At 42.4% G+C, this 17,322-nt stretch carries 13 protein-coding genes, 1 pseudogene and 2 riboswitches; of the genes and pseudogenes, 8 read left to right on the forward strand and 6 right to left on the reverse strand.

The genetic code is table 11. The features are described from left to right. The first annotated feature begins 400 nt into the window (after positions 1–400). Positions 401–514, forward strand: a riboswitch (glycine riboswitch). A 2-nt stretch (positions 515–516) separates the two neighbouring features. Next, a riboswitch (glycine riboswitch) is annotated at positions 517–604 on the forward strand. Positions 605–730: 126 nt separating this feature from the next. The 4 genes from WJM94_RS03055 to WJM94_RS03070 all read left to right on the forward strand — a co-directional run bounded on the left by WJM94_RS03055 (position 731) and on the right by WJM94_RS03070 (position 5,310). After that, entirely contained in the window at positions 731–2,104 is a 1,374-nt protein-coding gene (locus tag WJM94_RS03055) for an alanine/glycine:cation symporter family protein (RefSeq protein WP_444492767.1), read from the forward strand. Positions 2,105–2,282: 178 nt separating this feature from the next. Then, positions 2,283–3,296 carry a DUF2817 domain-containing protein gene (locus WJM94_RS03060; protein ID WP_444492768.1) on the forward strand — a complete coding sequence of 338 codons (1,014 nt, stop codon included), beginning with the start codon at positions 2,283–2,285 and terminating at the stop codon, positions 3,294–3,296. After that, positions 3,284–4,045 (forward strand): alpha/beta fold hydrolase, encoded by a 762-nt coding sequence (locus tag WJM94_RS03065; protein WP_444492769.1) that lies wholly within the window; start codon positions 3,284–3,286, stop codon positions 4,043–4,045. The genes WJM94_RS03060 and WJM94_RS03065 overlap by 13 nt, the downstream gene beginning before the upstream one ends. Before the next feature lie 269 nt (positions 4,046–4,314). Further along, a complete protein-coding gene (locus tag WJM94_RS03070) occupies positions 4,315–5,310 on the forward strand; it encodes an LLM class flavin-dependent oxidoreductase (protein WP_444492770.1) in 996 nt (331 codons plus the stop codon). A gap of 64 nt (positions 5,311–5,374) precedes the next feature. On the opposite strand, the gene WJM94_RS03075 is transcribed toward WJM94_RS03070, so the two are convergent. Continuing rightward, entirely contained in the window at positions 5,375–6,010 is a 636-nt protein-coding gene (locus WJM94_RS03075) for a LysE family translocator (RefSeq protein WP_444492771.1), read from the reverse strand. A 232-nt stretch (positions 6,011–6,242) separates the two neighbouring features. Here WJM94_RS03075 and WJM94_RS03080 point away from each other — a divergent pair, with 232 nt between their 5' ends. The 3 genes from WJM94_RS03080 (at position 6,243) to WJM94_RS03090 (ending at position 11,674) form a co-directional block, all read left to right on the forward strand. Next, complete coding sequence (locus WJM94_RS03080) at positions 6,243–7,835, forward strand: carboxypeptidase M32 (protein WP_444492772.1); 1,593 nt, start codon at positions 6,243–6,245, stop codon at positions 7,833–7,835. A 912-nt stretch (positions 7,836–8,747) separates the two neighbouring features. After that, positions 8,748–9,887 carry a hypothetical protein gene (locus tag WJM94_RS03085; protein ID WP_444492773.1) on the forward strand — a complete coding sequence of 380 codons (1,140 nt, stop codon included), beginning with the start codon at positions 8,748–8,750 and terminating at the stop codon, positions 9,885–9,887. Beyond that, a complete protein-coding gene (locus WJM94_RS03090; RefSeq protein WP_444492774.1) occupies positions 9,884–11,674 on the forward strand; it encodes an ATP-binding protein in 1,791 nt (596 codons plus the stop codon). Before WJM94_RS03085 ends, WJM94_RS03090 begins: the two co-directional genes overlap by 4 nt. Before the next feature lie 265 nt (positions 11,675–11,939). On the opposite strand, the gene WJM94_RS03095 is transcribed toward WJM94_RS03090, so the two are convergent. Next, positions 11,940–12,731 (reverse strand): MBL fold metallo-hydrolase, encoded by a 792-nt coding sequence (locus WJM94_RS03095; RefSeq protein ID WP_444492775.1) that lies wholly within the window; start codon positions 12,729–12,731, stop codon positions 11,940–11,942. A gap of 236 nt (positions 12,732–12,967) precedes the next feature. Here WJM94_RS03095 and WJM94_RS03100 point away from each other — a divergent pair. Next, positions 12,968–13,567: pseudogene (locus tag WJM94_RS03100) on the forward strand (IS5 family transposase); the annotation flags it as partial. 88 nt (positions 13,568–13,655) lie between these two features. On the opposite strand, the gene WJM94_RS03105 reads toward WJM94_RS03100, so the two are convergent. The 4 genes from WJM94_RS03105 to WJM94_RS03120 all read right to left on the reverse strand — a co-directional run bounded on the left by WJM94_RS03105 (position 13,656) and on the right by WJM94_RS03120 (position 17,300). Continuing rightward, positions 13,656–14,300: a GntR family transcriptional regulator gene (locus tag WJM94_RS03105; RefSeq protein ID WP_444492776.1), complete on the reverse strand. Its 645-nt coding sequence runs from the start codon at positions 14,298–14,300 to the stop codon at positions 13,656–13,658. A gap of 122 nt (positions 14,301–14,422) precedes the next feature. Beyond that, the gene (locus tag WJM94_RS03110) at positions 14,423–15,733 is read right to left on the reverse strand and encodes a TRAP transporter large permease (RefSeq protein WP_444492777.1); all 1,311 of its coding nucleotides are present in this window, start codon (positions 15,731–15,733) and stop codon (positions 14,423–14,425) included. Then, positions 15,733–16,272, reverse strand: coding sequence for a TRAP transporter small permease (locus WJM94_RS03115; RefSeq protein ID WP_444492778.1), 540 nt, complete (start codon positions 16,270–16,272; stop codon positions 15,733–15,735). The genes WJM94_RS03110 and WJM94_RS03115 overlap by 1 nt, the downstream gene beginning before the upstream one ends. A gap of 50 nt (positions 16,273–16,322) precedes the next feature. Then, complete coding sequence (locus tag WJM94_RS03120; RefSeq protein ID WP_444492779.1) at positions 16,323–17,300, reverse strand: TRAP transporter substrate-binding protein; 978 nt, start codon at positions 17,298–17,300, stop codon at positions 16,323–16,325. Positions 17,301–17,322 lie beyond the last annotated feature (22 nt).

A 17,322-nucleotide genomic window follows, 5' to 3' on the forward strand; every position in this document is an offset into this window, starting at 1 on the left:
GTGAGTTCATACCTACGTCGATAGGCAGTTTCACAAAGTTGTATTGTAACCTATTTCTATAATTCTAAACGTCAACATAACGTAGATTTTAAAATGAGTTCGCTCAATTTGATCAATTTTGTGGCCTCAATTGAATTAGTTACCTCGATTTATAGAGCCACTCATTCCCTAAGGCTATGTTGTATCTCACCAACATTACCCAAAATAATAGTGCTGATAATAAGGCAAATAGAGCAAAACTTTCGCCTGTTCACGATTATAAGTGCTCTTCCCCAATAATCTCTTGAAAATAAATCCACATTGGGTGTTGAAATGGTCAAAAAACATGATAGAGTTCTCACGTTAATGATGACCAGCATCATTAACTAACCTTTACTCACATAATTGAGTAATTGTTCCGAAGAAGACTGCAGGAGAGTGGTTATTAATCAAATTTTAACATTTGATTAGCATAACTCGCCGAAGAATTAACTATTTCAGGTGCTACTCAGGTAGCGGGGACTGTAGTTGGAGGAACCTCTGGAGAGAACCGTTAAATCGGTCGCCGAAGGAGCAAGTCCTGTGCCATTGCACAGGGTGAAACTCTCAGGCAAAAGGACAGAGGAGTGGAAAGTAAAACCTGACTACTTATTTGGCGATCCCGTCTTTTTAATAGCTTGGGCTCTATTAGAGATCTTATATCTCGTCCTTTCCCTCTTCTCCTTATTAGTTGTTTTATTAAGGGGAAATCATGAACGACCTACAATCTTTACTGCAAACCATCGATAACTTTGTCTGGGGCCCACCACTTCTGATTTTGCTCGTGGGAACCGGTGTTTACTTTACTTTTAGCCTAGGCTTAATCCAGTTTAAACATCTACCGACAGCGTTAATCATGGTATTCCGTAAAGATAAGTCATCTGATAAACAGGGTGACGTTTCTAGCTTTGCAGCATTGTGCACCGCTCTTTCAGCAACAATTGGTACCGGCAACATCGTTGGTGTCGCTACTGCCATCAAACTTGGTGGTCCGGGAGCGCTTTTTTGGATGTGGCTTGCAGCCCTATTCGGAATGGCGACCAAATACGCTGAATGTCTACTAGCAGTCAAATACCGCCAAGTCGACGATAAAGGCCAAATGATTGGTGGCCCAATGTACTACCTGCAAAATGGCGTGGGTTCTAAAGCGCTTGCGATCATGTTTGCAGTATTTGCATTAGGTGTTGCTTGTTTTGGTATCGGTACTTTCCCTCAAGTGAACGCGATTCTGGATGCTACTGAAATTTCTCTAGGTGTAAACCGCGAGCTTTCAGCATTCATCCTGACTCTGTTAGTCGCTTTCGTCACTTTAGGTGGTATTAAATCTATCGCTAAAGTTGCAGGTAAAGTCGTGCCGGCAATGGCCGTCTTCTACGTGCTCGCGTGTCTAAGCGTCATTATCATGAACGCAGACCAACTAATGAATGCGATTGAATTAGTGCTGGTATCAGCATTCACTTCAACTGCAGCAACGGGTGGTTTCTTAGGCGCAAGCATTATGTTGGCAATCCAGTCTGGTATCGCGCGGGGCGTATTCTCAAACGAATCTGGTTTGGGCAGTGCACCAATGGCAGCGGCGGCAGCGAAAACAGATTCTTGTGTAAAACAAGGCTTGATTTCAATGACGGGTACTTTTTTCGATACCATCATCATTTGTACCATGACAGGTCTGGCTCTGATCCTGACGGGCGCTTGGCAAAGTGACTTTTCTGGCGCAGCAATGACTACACATGCGTTTGCGGTCGGTCTGAATGCAGACACATTGGGTCCAATATTAGTATCTATCGGTCTGATGTTTTTCGCGTTTACCACTATTCTTGGCTGGAACTACTACGGCGAACGTTGCGTGGTATTCTTGTTCGGTACCAAAGCAGTACTGCCATACAAACTGATTTTTGTCTGTTTAGTGGCTTCAGGCGCATTCCTGCATCTGGATATGATTTGGATTCTTGCTGACATTGTAAATGGACTGATGGCAATTCCGAACCTGATTGGTTTGATTGCTCTTCGTCACGTTGTTGTAGAAGAAACCAAAAGATACTTTGCGCAAGTTACATCGACTCAGGGCGATGAAGTGACTGCATAATTCTTTACCATTCTAGAAACATTAACATCTCTATGCGAAGCCTATCAGCTTCGCATTTTTTTGCTCCAAATTACTCTGACTGAAACAAATACTTCACCCCACCTCCATTCAATCCGTTCTAAACTTATGCCAATCTGAATTTGACTGCTATTACCTCAAACTCAATCTGAGCATCAAGATGACTGGACACATTCCTCGTGAAATACAGCACATAGAACAACTCGCGGAGCAATACCCTCAACAACTACGCCTGCACCTTCTTGATGACATTTATCACAAAGGGAAATCACTACCTATTTATACGCTTGAATTAGGCTCGACTGACAGCAATGCATCTTGTCTGCTTTTTACAGGCGCGATTCACGGTGTTGAACGCATTGGTAGCCAGATAATTCTCGCCTTTATAAAGAGTTTGCTAACAAGGTTGGAATGGGATCGACAACTTAAAGAGTCTCTAAATAACTTGCGAATCGTCGCGGTGCCCGTTGTCAATCCCTGGGGGGTCGCACTAAAAAAACGCGCAAATCACAATGGTGTGGATTTAATGCGCAATTCACCGATCAATAGTGATAACCCTATCTACCACCTTTACGCAGGACAAAGTTTTAGCCCATGTTTACCTTGGTATCGAGGAAACCCAAACGGGATGGAGCAAGAGCTACGCGTGTTGTCGCGCTACGTTTTAAATTACACGAAGCGGTCTCGCACAACCATTCTTTTAGATCTGCACAGTGGGTTTGGTACTCGAGACCGATTGTGGTTTCCTTATGCCCACCAAATAAATCCTCCAAGCAATCTAGCTCAGTATTATTTACTGTATAGGTTGTTTCGAAAAAGCTATCCGCATTATGAGCTCTATCAGTTTGAGCCTCAGTGGCATCAATACACTACTCACGGCGATTTCTGGGATTGGATGCTGATCCAACATCAGGCGCAATCAGAGCATCATTTCTTGCCTCTAACCTTAGAGTTAGGATCATGGCTTTGGGTGAAAAAAAACCCGATTCAAATGCTGCGATTTAGCCAGCTATTCCATCCAACGAAATCCCATCGTATTAAACGAGTTCAACGCCGCCACAGCACTTTTTTAACCTATTTAATTCAAGTACTTAATAATGACTTGATAGCAAACATGGATTCTAGTGTAGAAGAGAAATATTTGGAGAAGGCAAAAAAGCTATGGTACCGATAGTGTTAGTGAGAGGGTTAGTACGAGAAAGTGGCCATTGGCAAAGTATGCTCTATGCACTGAAACAAGCATCGCCAGAGCTTGTTATTATCACCCCTAACGTACTTGGCAACGGAGAAAAATATCGTGAATTGAGTCCGCTGAATATTGAACAGATGCTCTCCCCCATGCTCAAGCAACTGCCTAACCATTGTCACCGTTATCATCTGGTCGCCATTTCAATGGGATCAATGCTTGCAAGTCACTGGGCACACACCCTGCCTAATCAAGTTGCTAGCTTAACACTGATCAATCCGAGTTTTTCTCGTTACAGCCCGTTTTGGCACAGAATCAACATCAACGCACTTTTAAGCATCGGGGCTTCTCGCTTAAAAGGGAGCGATGCTTTTCAAAAATCGATTATTAAATGGACAAGTCCAATTTGTGTTAATCAACCTGAAGTCTTGGAGCATCATATTAAGCTCGCTCGACAACATCCGGTCAGTGTCCGTAATGCCATTCGTCAGCTTTGTGCGGCAGCGCAGTTTAAAGGCCAAAGTTCGCCACCAGCTTGCCCGAGCCAAATTATCGTCAGCACAGCGGATAAACTCGTTGATAGCCGATGTGGAGAAGCAATCGCTAAGGCTTGGCAAGTCGAAATATCACGTTTTGATTGTGATGCGCACGACTTACCATTGGCAAAGCCACACGAACTCTCACATCATCTTCTTCATTGGCTAGCACGGGTCGAACTCCTGACAAATGATCCCTAACCAGATTGATTTGATTGATCTACGCCGTGTTGTTATAAAAGAAAACAAGCATGACTTTGCTGGCACTATTGGTAATTAACCAGTCGCTAACACAAGTTAAGAACTGGCGTTAGGAGCCAGATTCAACCCAAATGGAGCATAATGATCCCTTTGGGTTTTAACATTTTCCATGATTATGGTTGTAGGCTATTTCATTGACCAATTGTGGGTTTATTTCGTGCCATAGCGACTCCACATAGTTAATAGGAAAAATGAAACTCTGAGGTCACATGCAATTTCCACGAATTTCCGTCTTAGATTTAGCGCCTGTTACAGAAGGTTCCAACTATACTGAAACCTACCAAAAGTCGGTCTCCCTCGCCCAACATGCAGAAAAATTGGGCTACTACCGTTTTTGGTTGGCGGAACACCACAACATGCCAGATATCGCCAGCGCCGCTACTTCAGTTCTGCTTAGCCATATTGGTGCTCACACCCAATCTATCCGTTTAGGGTCAGGCGGCGTCATGCTCCCGAACCATGCCCCATTAGTTATTGCGGAGCAGTTCGGCACCCTAGATGCCCTTTACCCTGGACGTATCGACCTTGGTCTCGGACGAGCTCCTGGTACAGACTATCCAACTATGCACGCATTGCGACGCGATCCAGAAAGATACGATACTGATTTTTATGAGTTGCTCGAAGAGCTGGAGTTCTTTATGGGTCCAGTCTCTAAAGCTCAACCTGTTCAAGCCTGTCCTGGAGCAAACTCCCAAGTTCCAATTTGGTTACTGGGTTCGAGTACCTACAGCGCACATCTGGCCGCCGTTAAAGGATTACCTTTTGCCTTTGCTGCACATTTTGCACCTGATGCGATGTTACGTGCACTTGAGATTTACCGCGCTAACTTCCAACCGTCTGAACAACTTGATAAACCTTACGTGATGATAGGCGTAAACGTAGTTGTCGCCGATACTACCGAGGACGCGAATTACTTAGCCACAACAGAAAAGCAAAAGTTTCTGCAATTGATCCGTGGTGCACAAGGAAAAATCCCAGCACCAGTGACCGATATGGATCAGCTATGGCTACCTCATGAAAAGCATCATGTGACTCTTCAGCTCAGAGAGTCGATCCATGGTGATAAAGCACTAGTACATGAGAAGATAAAATCACTGGTAGAACGCACGCAAGCTGATGAAATCATCGCCCACTCCGTTATCTTTGACCACGAGAAGAAGTTACGCTCTTATGAACTGTTAGCAGAGTTGAGAGACGAACAGTAACAATATACATGATCAAAAAGAGCGACCATCAAGTCGCTCTTTTTCCATGAATGTGATTTAAAGACTATTTGTCTTCTAACATCAACTTCACGCCAAGACTCACCAGCACGACACCGGTTGTACCTTCCATCCAGTTCATGAATCGCGCGCTCTTAAGCAAGTTTTTCGCTGACGTTAATGCCACTGCCAAGCCACATTGCCATACCATCGCTATAACAAAATGAATTGCTGCCATAAAGGTTGACTGTAAAAACGCCGAACCTTCCGGATTAATGAACTGCGGTAAGAAAGCGAGATAGAAAACGGCCGTTTTAGGGTTTAAGACATTAGATAAGAATCCTTCTCTCAATGAACGAAGGAAACTAAATTCATGGCGTTTAATTGCCCCTGTCGACGCTTGTGGGCCAGCAGAGTTACTCCATAAGCCTTTCAGCGTCGTAAAACCTAAGTAAATAAGGTATGCCGCACCAACCATCTTAACCAAATGGAATAGTTCTGCAGACTGAGCAAGGATCGCAGAAATACCAATCGCAGAGAAAGTCGCATGAACAAAGAGACCAAAACAAATTCCAAGGCTCGTGACTGCGCCATCCGTGAATCCACCGCGCGACGAATTACGAATCACCAACGCGGTATCCAATCCCGGAGTTAGCGTCAGTATAGTTATAGCAATTAAAAATGCTTCAAAATTGTGTATCAAGCTTACATCCACCAAGCAATAAGAGAAAACTGATCCTTTATTGTCATATTTATGCGTTTATTTCAATTAATTTTACTTACCGTACGATAAATTCCTATTGTTGAGTGAGCCAAACAGCCGAAAGTATGTGTTTCTTTAGTTGTAAGGAGTCTAACTTTCTGTGCGAATCACTTGGTAAGCCCGTGTAGGGTTGATAAACTTTTATTTTCTCTATAGTCATGGAAGGCGACACATGAGCGCATTCGAAAAACTCAAAAAACATTCACTAAAACTCTCTAATTTTCAGCATCTCGCAGCGATTTGTGGCTGGGATCAAGCTGCGGTAATGCCTAACGGTGGTAGTAAGGCTCGCTCAGAAGCCATGGCAGAATTGTATGTTCACATGCATAACCTGCAAACTCAGCCGCAACTATCAGACTGGTTTGCCAAAGCCGAGCAAGAATCACTTAGCGTCGAAGAGCGTGCAACACTGCGTGAACTAAAACGCAACTGGCAGCAAGCTAATGTTCTGCCAGAAGATCTGGTTCAGGCAAAATCCCTCGCTGGCTCGAAATGTGAACACGCCTGGCGCACTCAGCGCGGTCAAAATGATTGGCAAGGATTTGAAAAGAACTGGGCAGAAGTCGTAAAGCTTTCTCAGGAAGAAGCGCAAATCCGCGCTGAAGTCACGGGACTTTCAGCCTATGACGCGATGCTTGATATCTATGAGCCTGGTACAACAACAGAATCATTAGATCAACTGTTCAGCGACGTAAAATCTTGGTTGCCAGAAATGATTGACCAAGCTATCGAGAAGCAATCAACCGAAAAATACATTGAGCCACAGGGCATCTTCCCAAGCGAGACACAAAAAGCTCTGGGTTTGGATGTCATGAAATTACTTCAATTCGATTTCGAACACGGCCGACTCGATGAAAGTGTGCATCCATTTTGTGGTGGCGTGCCTACTGACGTACGCATCACCACACGCTACGATGAAAGCGAGTTTGTACAGTCATTGATGGGAATTGTGCACGAAACAGGCCATGCGCGTTACGAGCAAGGCTTGCCGAAGTCTCTATCTGGCTTGCCTTCTGGTCAGGCACGCTCAATGGGAATTCATGAATCTCAATCACTGTTCTTTGAGATGCAGATTGGTCGCAGCAATCGCTTTATCGAACACTTAGCGCATCTTGCAGGCTCGCACTTTACGCGTCACGATCCTAAGTTATTCTCGCAAGAAAACTTCCAAAAGCTCTATACCCGAGTGAAGAAAGACTTTATCCGCGTTGATGCAGATGAGCTTACCTACCCTGCTCACGTTATCTTGCGTTACGAGATCGAGCGTGACTTGATGAATGGTGTGATTAAACATAATGATGTACCAGAACTCTGGGATCAGAAGATGCAGAACTATTTAGGTTTGTCGACTAAAGACAACTACAAAAACGGCTGCATGCAAGATATCCATTGGACAGACGGTGGACGAACACTCATCACAACAAGGCAACCCGCTGAAAAAAAAGGGAAAAGAACAAACACCTACAACTATAGAGATGGTTGCATGCAAGACATTCATTGGTGTGATGGGAGCTTTGGGTACTTCCCAAGTTATACTTTAGGAGCTATGTACGCAGCTCAATTTATGGCTGCGATGCGCAAAACAATCGATGTGGATGATGCAATCCGCAGTGGTAATTTAAGTCCTATCTTCGCTTGGTTAAGTAAAAATATCTGGAGTAAGGGAAGCTTGCTGACGACCGATGAACTGGTTAAAGCGGCTACAGGTGAAGTATTAAATCCTGAGCACTTTAAGAACCATCTTAAATCTCGCTATTTGGGTTAAGTCAGCTTTCACTGTAGTAGAAGGGTCTAGGAACTCCCTAGGCTCATTTCTTGGATTTCAGCTATCAGTTTTATTATAACCATGGAACAAAGAAGGATATAGAGCCTCTTAGTCGCATAACACATTATAACTGCTCGATGTGTAGGTAACTTTTGTATATCCATTTGGTTCGATGACCGCTTTACTAAGGTTCTCGAAGATACATCCAGAGGAAATTAAGTTAAAAGCTCTGCGGAAACGTTATTAGTTTTTTCAATACGATGCTTTTTTCTGGTAAAACACCTTACACTTTCTATAGTAACCGGATAGCTTCTCCGGTTCTTGATATACAACTTATAGACTTTCTTATCTTCTTTAACGTGAATTATAACTTTTTTCCTGGTAGAGGGTTGATTCGCCCTACATACCAAGCGATTAGGACAGTACCAATTGCAATAAATGATGCTATGGAACTAAGAACATCAACAACAAACTTAAACTCCATTTTTCTCCAAAAAAGCTAACGCCAAGCTAAGTGGCTGCTAACGCCTTGTTATGTGCTTGGTTCGGTATGCCCTAATTTAATCGCCATTTTCCTTTGATTGAGGCTTAATGCTTTCCAAATTAAGTGAACTATACCCGTTTGCATGTTAGCTAAGTCTCTCTTATGACTATCCCGTTTTAAACTGATTTTGAAGAATGACGGATGATAATCAATTTTTTGGGAATCTAATCAAACTTAGGCGTTTGAAGAGAGCATGCTAGTTGAAGACTAAAACGTTTCGGGGTATTTCTGAGGTAGATAATTAGTCACTTCCCCTACTAAATCCGCACTAATTATTGGGAATTGACCATCATTTCATTTCTCGATAATCTCAATTTTAAAATAGTTGCTTATCAACAAATTTAATAATTATTTGAGCATTCGATCCTATGACGACTTTCAAAATCGATCTTAACGACCTACACGACAAGAACATAAACTACTTGATTGGAGCAGGTGCATCAGCAGGTCTATTCCCAACTCTTACGTTGAACATGCAAACTGAGGGGAAATGGGAAACGATTGAAACTTTGGCTACTGAGTTCGATTCTATTGATGCTAAACACTTCAAAGCCTTGCTGTTCATGTATTATTATGAGGAATGCATCAAGCCCGTTAGTTCTGTTGACTTCGCCAACTTAGAGGGTGACAAGCAAGTAGTCATCGATAATTATAAGAAGTTCATGAAATTAAACCTTGAGATACTCCGTCGAAAGCGAAGTTACGATAGAAAGATCAACTTCTTCACCACGAACTACGATTCCTGCCTTGCCTATGCAGCAGATGAACTCTACGAAGAAAAATCCATTCGATTCAACATCAACGACGGCTCTCGAGGTTTCCATAAGAAAATCGTCGAAGCTCGTAACTTCGATTGTATGACTACTGAATCAGGTATTTTCGACAGAAGCAAAGAAGTCCAACGACAGATCAATCTTATCCATCTTCATGGTTCGGCTTTTTGGCGTAAGCACAACAATTCTATCATCGTTGATTACTCCTCTGCGGATCAAATCGTTTCTGAATCATCAATCGACAGTATGTACTACGGTGATTTTAAAGAGATGTTAGAAAGTGGCTCCCACACTGTGGATCAATTGTGTTCAATGACAATAGATGAAGATCACAAAGCGGCGTTTGAACACAGACAAGATAACTTCTACAGGGAATATAACAAGTTACCTATCGTGAACCCTACAAAATGGAAGTTCCATGAAACAGTATTTGAAGAACACTATTACCAAATGCTGCGCCACCTTAGTTACGAGTTAGAAAAGCCAAATAGTGTATTAATTGCCTTCGGGTTCTCATTTGCTGATGAACACATCAGGAACTTGATTAAACGCTCTCTGACGAACCCTACTCTACAGGTATACATCTGTTGCTACAGAGAAACCATGATCCCTGAATTGGAGAAGCATTTCTCTGACTTCAATAACATCATGTACGTTGTCCATGAAGAAGGTGAAGCATTAGATTTCTCTTACTTCAATTCTCACGTCCTAACACTTGATGAGGATGACGCATGAGCATCTTCATTGGTGAGGTCACAGCGGTAAATGGCATTCAAATAACTTTGACGGTTGATGAGACATCGAACAAAGACACCATTTTCTATGAAGGTCAGCGATACAAGGGGATATCTATCAGAGAGTACGTTTCAATTCAGCGTGGCTTCCGTGACATTGTATGCATCGTTGAAGGTGAGTACTTAGATGAAAGACGTTTCCAAGAGAGCACGGATAAAATCGAGTACGTCCGAAAAGTACATGTTCGACCTATTGGCTACATTGAAAATGGAAAGTTCTTTGAAGGCATCAAATTCTTACCGTTAATCCGTGATCCTGCCTTCCTGTTACCTGAGCAAACCTTAAAGACAGTATATTCATCTAGTACTGAATCAGATTTCTGCATAGGATCATTGTTAAAAGAAGGGATTGCGATATCGCTACCTTGGCAGAAGTTGTTTAATACTCACATTGGTATTTTTGGAAATACTGGTAGCGGTAAATCAAATACTCTAACGAAACTCTTCACTACTTTGTTCGATGAAAAGCATGAGCAAATCAAACCTGTCAGTAAGTTTGTACTGCTCGATTTCAATGGTGAGTACATCAAAGATCAAATCGTGTCACTGGAACATAAGCACGCTATAGATCTTAATACGAATACAGCAGTCGATCAATTCCCGCTGGCCGAAGATGAATTCTGGAATGCAGAGACGCTTTCAATTCTCTTCCAGGCCACAACCAATACACAAAAACCGTTTATTAATCGAGTTCTGCAAGGGCGTTCAAAGTACGGTTCAGGTCAAGAAAGTGCTCTAAGTTACTTAAAGTACACGATTAAGTTCTGCTTTACTTCAACATCTCAAAAGCCTGAGGTACTTGATCTCCTCAAAAGCGTTCTAAAGAGCACTGATAGCGTAGATATACTCAAGGATGTCAGTTGGCATGGGAGCAACTTCAAAATCCGTGTCGGGTCTGGTTTTGAATTCTTCAATAACGAAAGCCAATATAATCTCTATCTAAAAAATACTGTTGATGATGTTGATATAAACGAACTTGATGCATTTCAAGAATTTCAAATCCTGTGCAAATTGAAATTGATTAATGATTTGATGTACAACTTTGTTCAGTTCGATCACATACAACCATTACTAAAGCGTGCGGAATCATCACTAGGAGGATTATCCAAGGTAATCAAAGTAGAGTACAGTGTTGCTGCTGACAGTAAGGCGCTAACCGTCATTTCGCTGCGAAATTGCAACCAAGACGTGAAGAAAATCATCCCCCTTCTTATCACGAAGCACTATTACAATTCTCACAAAAAACAAGTTAAACAAAGCCCACCAGAAAAAACGCTGCACCTAATCATCGATGAAGCACACAACATTCTTTCTCAGCAATCAGTGCGTGAACAGGCTAACTGGAAAGACTATCGTCTAGAGTTGTTTGAAGAATTGATTAAGGAAGGTCGTAAGTTCGGTATTTTCCTTACGTTATCGAGTCAACGACCAGCGGATATCTCAGCAACAATTATGTCTCAGTTGCACAATTTCTTTATCCATCGATTAGTTAATGACCGTGATTTGTTCTTGTTAGATAACACTATCAGTACATTAGACTCTGTTTCTCGCTCATTGATTCCGAACCTATCAAGAGGCTCTTGCATTATTACTGGTACTTCGTTTGATTTGCCTATGCTGATCCAAGTAGATGAGTTAAGCGACAACAGTAAACCCGACAGTAATGACGTTCTCTTAGATAACCTCTGGTCAGTTAAGACCGAAGAAGAGCCTACTTGGCTGAATTAGTCCAGCATGGATTTCTTCCTAGTCACCAACACGTTTTTGGGGTAGGAAGTTGTTGAACGTAGCCGCTCCGCAGCAGAAACGAATAATCGTACTCTTTAGTAACACAATCATGTCGGTAGTGTGTTACTTGAGAGAACACTATGACCCCGTCTGAAAAAGAGCGCTTTGAGGCCTTATATTAACAACATCTTACCCAACTCAAACTTCAAGGTAAGCAAGTCAAAACCATGCATGACGTAAAAATCTCATCACAGTGCTGAGGTATCTAAAACTCCAACGTCTCACCATCAACAGGAATAAGGACTTTATCTGACAAACCGTTTTTATTAATTGCTTCTTTCAGAATTGGGCGAGTCACTGCACAGTGGTTTAGTGCCTCCATATGGTTCGCAATCACCTTATTAGGGGAAAGGCGAACAAACTCCATGACCTCATCAATAGACATCAACAACGGTTGACCAACATCCATACGAGCACGGCCTGCTGCCACCACTGTGATGTCGGGTTTTAACTCATTCAACGCTCGTCTTACATCATCGGTCAGAACCGTATCACCGCTGATATAGATAGAGGGTTCATTGGGAAGCTCTAAGAAAAATCCAACGCCATTTGCCATTACCTTATGAATCCAACCATGACCGTGTAAAGCAGGAACTGCAGTTAGTTTTCCACCTAAAAAGTCGATAGTTTGCCAGTCTTCAATTCCCCACTTTATCGTTAAGCCGTATTTTTCTAAGTAGGCTTTATCTTTGACTGGTGTCGCCACTGGGATGTTACGACCTGTCAAAAACGCCTCACCAGCGGCATCTAGGTGATCCCCGTGTTGCAACGCCTTGATACCAAATGTTTGGCTATGGGTAATTAGTGTATGAGTAACCTTATTTAGCAGCTCATCTGCATTGCTTGGCATCTCAACTGTTGGATTTTTCGTTGCTTTGGCCTTAATGACTGAAAATGGAGGCATAGAGCCTTTTTTTCCCAACATAGGATCAATCAGGATAAATTTTTCGCCAGATTCAATGATAAAAGTTGCGCTACGTAGGTGATGGATCTTCATAATGCCTCTCTAAATTCACTCATGAGTCATATTCTCTATGTGATTTAGTATGCTATTTTCGATAATGTTGCCATACTGTCTCGAAAGTCAATATTCGCGCAAATCGAGACAAATATGGAGAAATCAACCGAGTTAGTTAAAATCACTTTGATTGCCTTTGATAGTGATAACTTGTTCAATTGATACGATCACCAATTAAGATAAATAAACCGCCAAGGAAGTTAAGTTTTCATTTAAAACTTAGAACCAGAGGTGCGATGAAACATCTAGTCATCGATGCTACTGGTCTCAAGATTTTTGGTGAAGGTGAATGAAAGGTCAAGAAGCATGGCAATAACGGGAAGCGTAGAGTTTGGCGTAAGTTGCATATCACAGTAGGTACCAGCGCCCACGAAACAGTTGCAGCAGAGCTTACCTTATCTAATGTAACCGATGCTGAAGTGCTTCCCAACTTACTTAAGCAGACACGTCGAAAAATCATTGAAATATCAGGCGACGGTTCTCATGACACAAGGAATTGACATGATGCTATACAGTTCAAGTGAGCTGTTCCGATAATCCCACCAAGAGAGGAACAGCCTTCTAGGAACAAGGGCACCCTCGTAGTTAAGCGGTAGGTTGCCAGAAACTATACGGTTCCAACAATAAGTCGAAAAAGCGGTATGGTTATCATAAGCATTCACCATCGAGACAGCAATGTTCCGAGTAAAACAGTTGAAAGATGGGAAACTAAACCTAAGAAATTAAATACTCAGATTGGTGAGACTTACGCTATTATAAAAACACCAAATGAGCTTACAGGGTTTGGTATGCCTGAAACTCAGTATGTCGTTTAAAAGACGAGCGATTTAGCTAACCTCCGCTCGTAAGCTGAATTCAGCAACAAATTCGCCCTAACATTAAACACAATTAACATAAAAGGACTCACGAGAGATTTGCTGTGCTCCAGTAAGCGCCATGCTCAGGTAGTATATGGCAGATTAACTGATAGATAGCACCATTAATATTTTCCGTCTGCAATTCCCTAACTATCGTTTTATGTTGCTCAAACGATCGCTGGAGATGCTCTTGATTACCCCCTAAATGATTCCTCGCTGTCGCCATACGTGCAGAGATAAGCTCGTAAGATTCTTTAAAATAGCGGTTATCGCACAGAGAGATAAAGGTTTGGTGAAACTGATTATCCAGTGTTAAGTATTCTAGGGTGCTAGCATTGCTTAGGCAGACTTCCATCTTGTCGAGGATAAAGCATAGTTCCTGAATCAACTGCTTAGGGTTGTTTTTCCACGCAAGCTTCAATCCTTCAGATTCAATGAAATAACGAAACTCTAGTAGTTCGTTAAACTCTCCTGCTGTGACATGGAATACAAACGTACCGCTTTTGGGTTTTATTTGCACAAGTCCTTCACTTTGTAGCCTCTTCAGCGCATCACGTATTGGGGCTTTGGTCGCGTTTAGCTTGTTGGCTAGCACGGTTTCGGAAAGTTTCATCCCCATAGGCAAAGTGCCAACAATAATCATTTCACGAATACGGCGGTAAATGACATCTTTAAGTAAGTCTTGCTTCATCTAGTCTTCGCTCATAAAAATTGGCTTTGATTTATTATACTGCTTATTGTCTAAACCTGAAATGTCAGAAAACAAATAGAAGGAGCACATAGAAATGCTCCCTTCGTCATATTTGTCAAACATTACATTAAGATAGATGGTAGTAGTAGTGATATTTGCGGAATGAAAGTAACCATCATTAGCATGACAAACATTGCAACTAAGAATGGTGTCATGGACTTAACAAGTGCTTCCAATGACACATTCGCTACCCCGGTGGCAACAAACAAGTTCGCACCTAACGGTGGCGTACAAAAACCGATAGCCAAGTTAACCGTCATAATAATACCAAAGTGTATTGGGTCCACTCCCATTGTTTGAACAATCGGTAACAAAATTGGTGTGAGTATGATGATTGATGCAATGGTCTCCATAAACATACCGACAATCAGTAGCATAATATTAATTAACATCAGGACAATAAGCGGGTTTTCAGACACTGCAGTGATCATATTCGCCACTTCCACTGGAACACGTTCCAGAGTCAACAATCGACCAAAAGACGCCGCCATAACCACCATTACAAGCACTGTTGCAGAAGTTAAACCTGACTTTAAGAATACACCGCTTAAGTCACTTAGCTTCAAATCACGATAGATGTACAAACTAATAATTAGCGCATAAACAACAGCCACCCCGGCCGCTTCCGTTGGTGTAAAGATACCTCCATAGATACCACCAAGGATGATAACTGGCACAATCAAGGCCCAGATTGAATGCTGACGCCAACCTTTCTGTTTATTGGTTTCAATGGATGAAATCGCATCTTCCATTCTCTTAGTTGCTCTACTCGCAGGTAACAAGTTTTTGTTTACATTAAGTTTTGCAACTAACATGAAACCTAAACCAAAAAGTAACCCAGGTAATACTCCTGCAAGAAATAGCTTTCCGATAGACTGGTTTGCCGTCACACCGTAAATAATAAGTGGAATTGAAGGTGGGATCATGACCCCTGTAATACCCGCAGCCGCAGTGATTGCAGCGGAAAACGGACGTTTATAACCGACACGCTCCATCTCTGGAACCATGTTCGATCCAATCGCTGCAACTGTGGCCGGAGAAGAGCCAGATATTGCAGCAAAAAACATGCTGGCGAGTACGTTTACATATGCTAGGCCCGCTTTAAAGTGTCCCACCAGATTATATGCCGCGCCTACGATTCGGGATGATAATCCACCACGTTGCATGATTTCACCCGCAAGAACGAACAATGGAATTGCCACCAGTGGGAACGAGTTGCCTCCCATCACCGCACTTTTTGCAAGTAGAGTGATGTTCGGCGTTTGAGGTAAATATTCTAAAACCACCAACGATGACACACCCAAACAAATCGCAACTGGTGCTCCGAGTAAAACCAACAGCAGAAATACACCGAATAATGTAATCGTAACCATCACTTACCTCCCTCACTCGACAGTGATGAATTAGAAGTCTTTGTCGAAAAGATTGAATAGATATCCTGATAAAGATTTTGCACTAACCTATAAGCGCTCAGCAACGCCCCAACAGGCAGTGAGGCATATAGCCATTGCATACTTACCCTTGTTTCTGACATCGGCCAGTAAAGGACGACCGAAGATTGCCTCGCAATAATTGGACTACTAATTTGCTCCCAACCATAGATAAACAGCTTTATCATGCACCATAAGACGACAAAGTTAACGAGGATGTTAATCACGTCAAATACGCGTTTAGGGCATAAGTTAATCAGCGCGGTTACAGAAATGTGTTTTCGCGTTTTAAACCCATAACTCACCCCTACCCAAATAAACCAAATAAAACACCAACGAACAAACTCTTCACTCCAAGGCAGCGAATTACTAAACACATAACGCATCACTACTTGTAAGAAAATCCAGAAAACTATGTTCGCCAGCAGAAAGTTAATCATCCAAGCTTCAATATTCTCGTCTAATATTTTCAACCATTTCATTCTCTAATCCTCTGACCCAGCCATGGTGAATAGCTGGGCCGTAATGGCTCTTATTGGCTCAGTGCTTTAATAAGTTTTGGGTCAACTAACTTAGTGTATTTTTCACGAATAGGGGCTGTAACAGCACGGAACTTAGCCACCTCTTCAGGTGTTAGGCTAGTTATCGTCACACCTGCCGCTTTGATAGCTGCTAACTGCTCTTGCTCTTCGCCCGCAATCACTTCTTGCTGGTAATCAATGGCACGTAATAACGCAGAATTTATTAGAGCGCGATCTTTATCGGATAGCCCTGCGTAAAAATCTGGATTTGCGAGAACCATATGAGTTGAGTAGACATGGCCGGACAACGTCAAACAATCTTGGACTTCATAGAAACGAGATGAATAGATGTGACCTAGTGGGTTTTCCTGAGCGTCCACAACACCTTGCTGGAGTGCTGAGTATACTTCGTTGAAGGACATCGGGGTTGGGTTTGCCCCCATTGCTTTGAAGGCATCCATGTGAGCTTCAACCTGCATGGTACGAATTTTAACACCACTCAAGTCTGACGGCTGATTGATAGGACATTTGTTGCTAGTAATATGACGAATGCCATTTTCCATCCAACCTAATCCTTTAATACCAAAGTCTTCAACTTTAGCCAGTAACTGTTGACCAAATTCACCATTAAGTGCTTCCAGAGCATCTGTACGGCTGGAAAATGTATATGGAAGACCAGGTACCGAAAACGCGGGGTCCCAACCTGCCATTACTTCAACCACCGGAGCTGTCATATCAATAATACCCGACTGTACAGCTTCAGTGAGTTCTCGGTCACCACCAACCTGGCCATTCGGGTAAATATCAACTGTAATCTCGTTCTCTGATTCTTCCTCAACAAGATCCTTAAATTTCACCCACGCTTTATGCATGTGGTAGGTATCAGCCGCGCCGTGGCCAACACGAATAGTGGTTTCAGCGAAGGCTTGAGTACTCGTTACGCCTGAAATTGCGATAGATAGTGCGAGGTATAGGGTACCTTTTTTCATCATTATTTTCCTTTTTGACATT

It is taken from the genome of Vibrio sp. YIC-376 (assembly GCF_052353105.1).
Lineage (GTDB): Bacteria > Pseudomonadota > Gammaproteobacteria > Enterobacterales > Vibrionaceae > Vibrio.

What these genes read in the sequence shown, in the direction of transcription:
- WJM94_RS03070 (WP_444492770.1), top strand. Translation starts at nt 4,315, where the DNA reads ATGCAATTTCCACGAATTTCCGTCTTAGATTTAGCGCCTGTTACAGAA.
- WJM94_RS03115 (WP_444492778.1), bottom strand. Translation starts at nt 16,272, where the DNA reads ATGAAATGGTTGAAAATATTAGACGAGAATATTGAAGCTTGGATGATT.
- WJM94_RS03060 (WP_444492768.1), top strand. Translation starts at nt 2,283, where the DNA reads ATGACTGGACACATTCCTCGTGAAATACAGCACATAGAACAACTCGCG.
- WJM94_RS03095 (WP_444492775.1), bottom strand. Translation starts at nt 12,731, where the DNA reads ATGAAGATCCATCACCTACGTAGCGCAACTTTTATCATTGAATCTGGC.
- WJM94_RS03085 (WP_444492773.1), top strand. Translation starts at nt 8,748, where the DNA reads ATGACGACTTTCAAAATCGATCTTAACGACCTACACGACAAGAACATA.
- WJM94_RS03120 (WP_444492779.1), bottom strand. Translation starts at nt 17,300, where the DNA reads ATGAAAAAAGGTACCCTATACCTCGCACTATCTATCGCAATTTCAGGC.
- WJM94_RS03105 (WP_444492776.1), bottom strand. Translation starts at nt 14,300, where the DNA reads ATGAAGCAAGACTTACTTAAAGATGTCATTTACCGCCGTATTCGTGAA.
- WJM94_RS03090 (WP_444492774.1), top strand. Translation starts at nt 9,884, where the DNA reads ATGAGCATCTTCATTGGTGAGGTCACAGCGGTAAATGGCATTCAAATA.
- WJM94_RS03055 (WP_444492767.1), top strand. Translation starts at nt 731, where the DNA reads ATGAACGACCTACAATCTTTACTGCAAACCATCGATAACTTTGTCTGG.
- WJM94_RS03110 (WP_444492777.1), bottom strand. Translation starts at nt 15,733, where the DNA reads ATGGTTACGATTACATTATTCGGTGTATTTCTGCTGTTGGTTTTACTC.
- WJM94_RS03065 (WP_444492769.1), top strand. Translation starts at nt 3,284, where the DNA reads ATGGTACCGATAGTGTTAGTGAGAGGGTTAGTACGAGAAAGTGGCCAT.
- WJM94_RS03080 (WP_444492772.1), top strand. Translation starts at nt 6,243, where the DNA reads ATGAGCGCATTCGAAAAACTCAAAAAACATTCACTAAAACTCTCTAAT.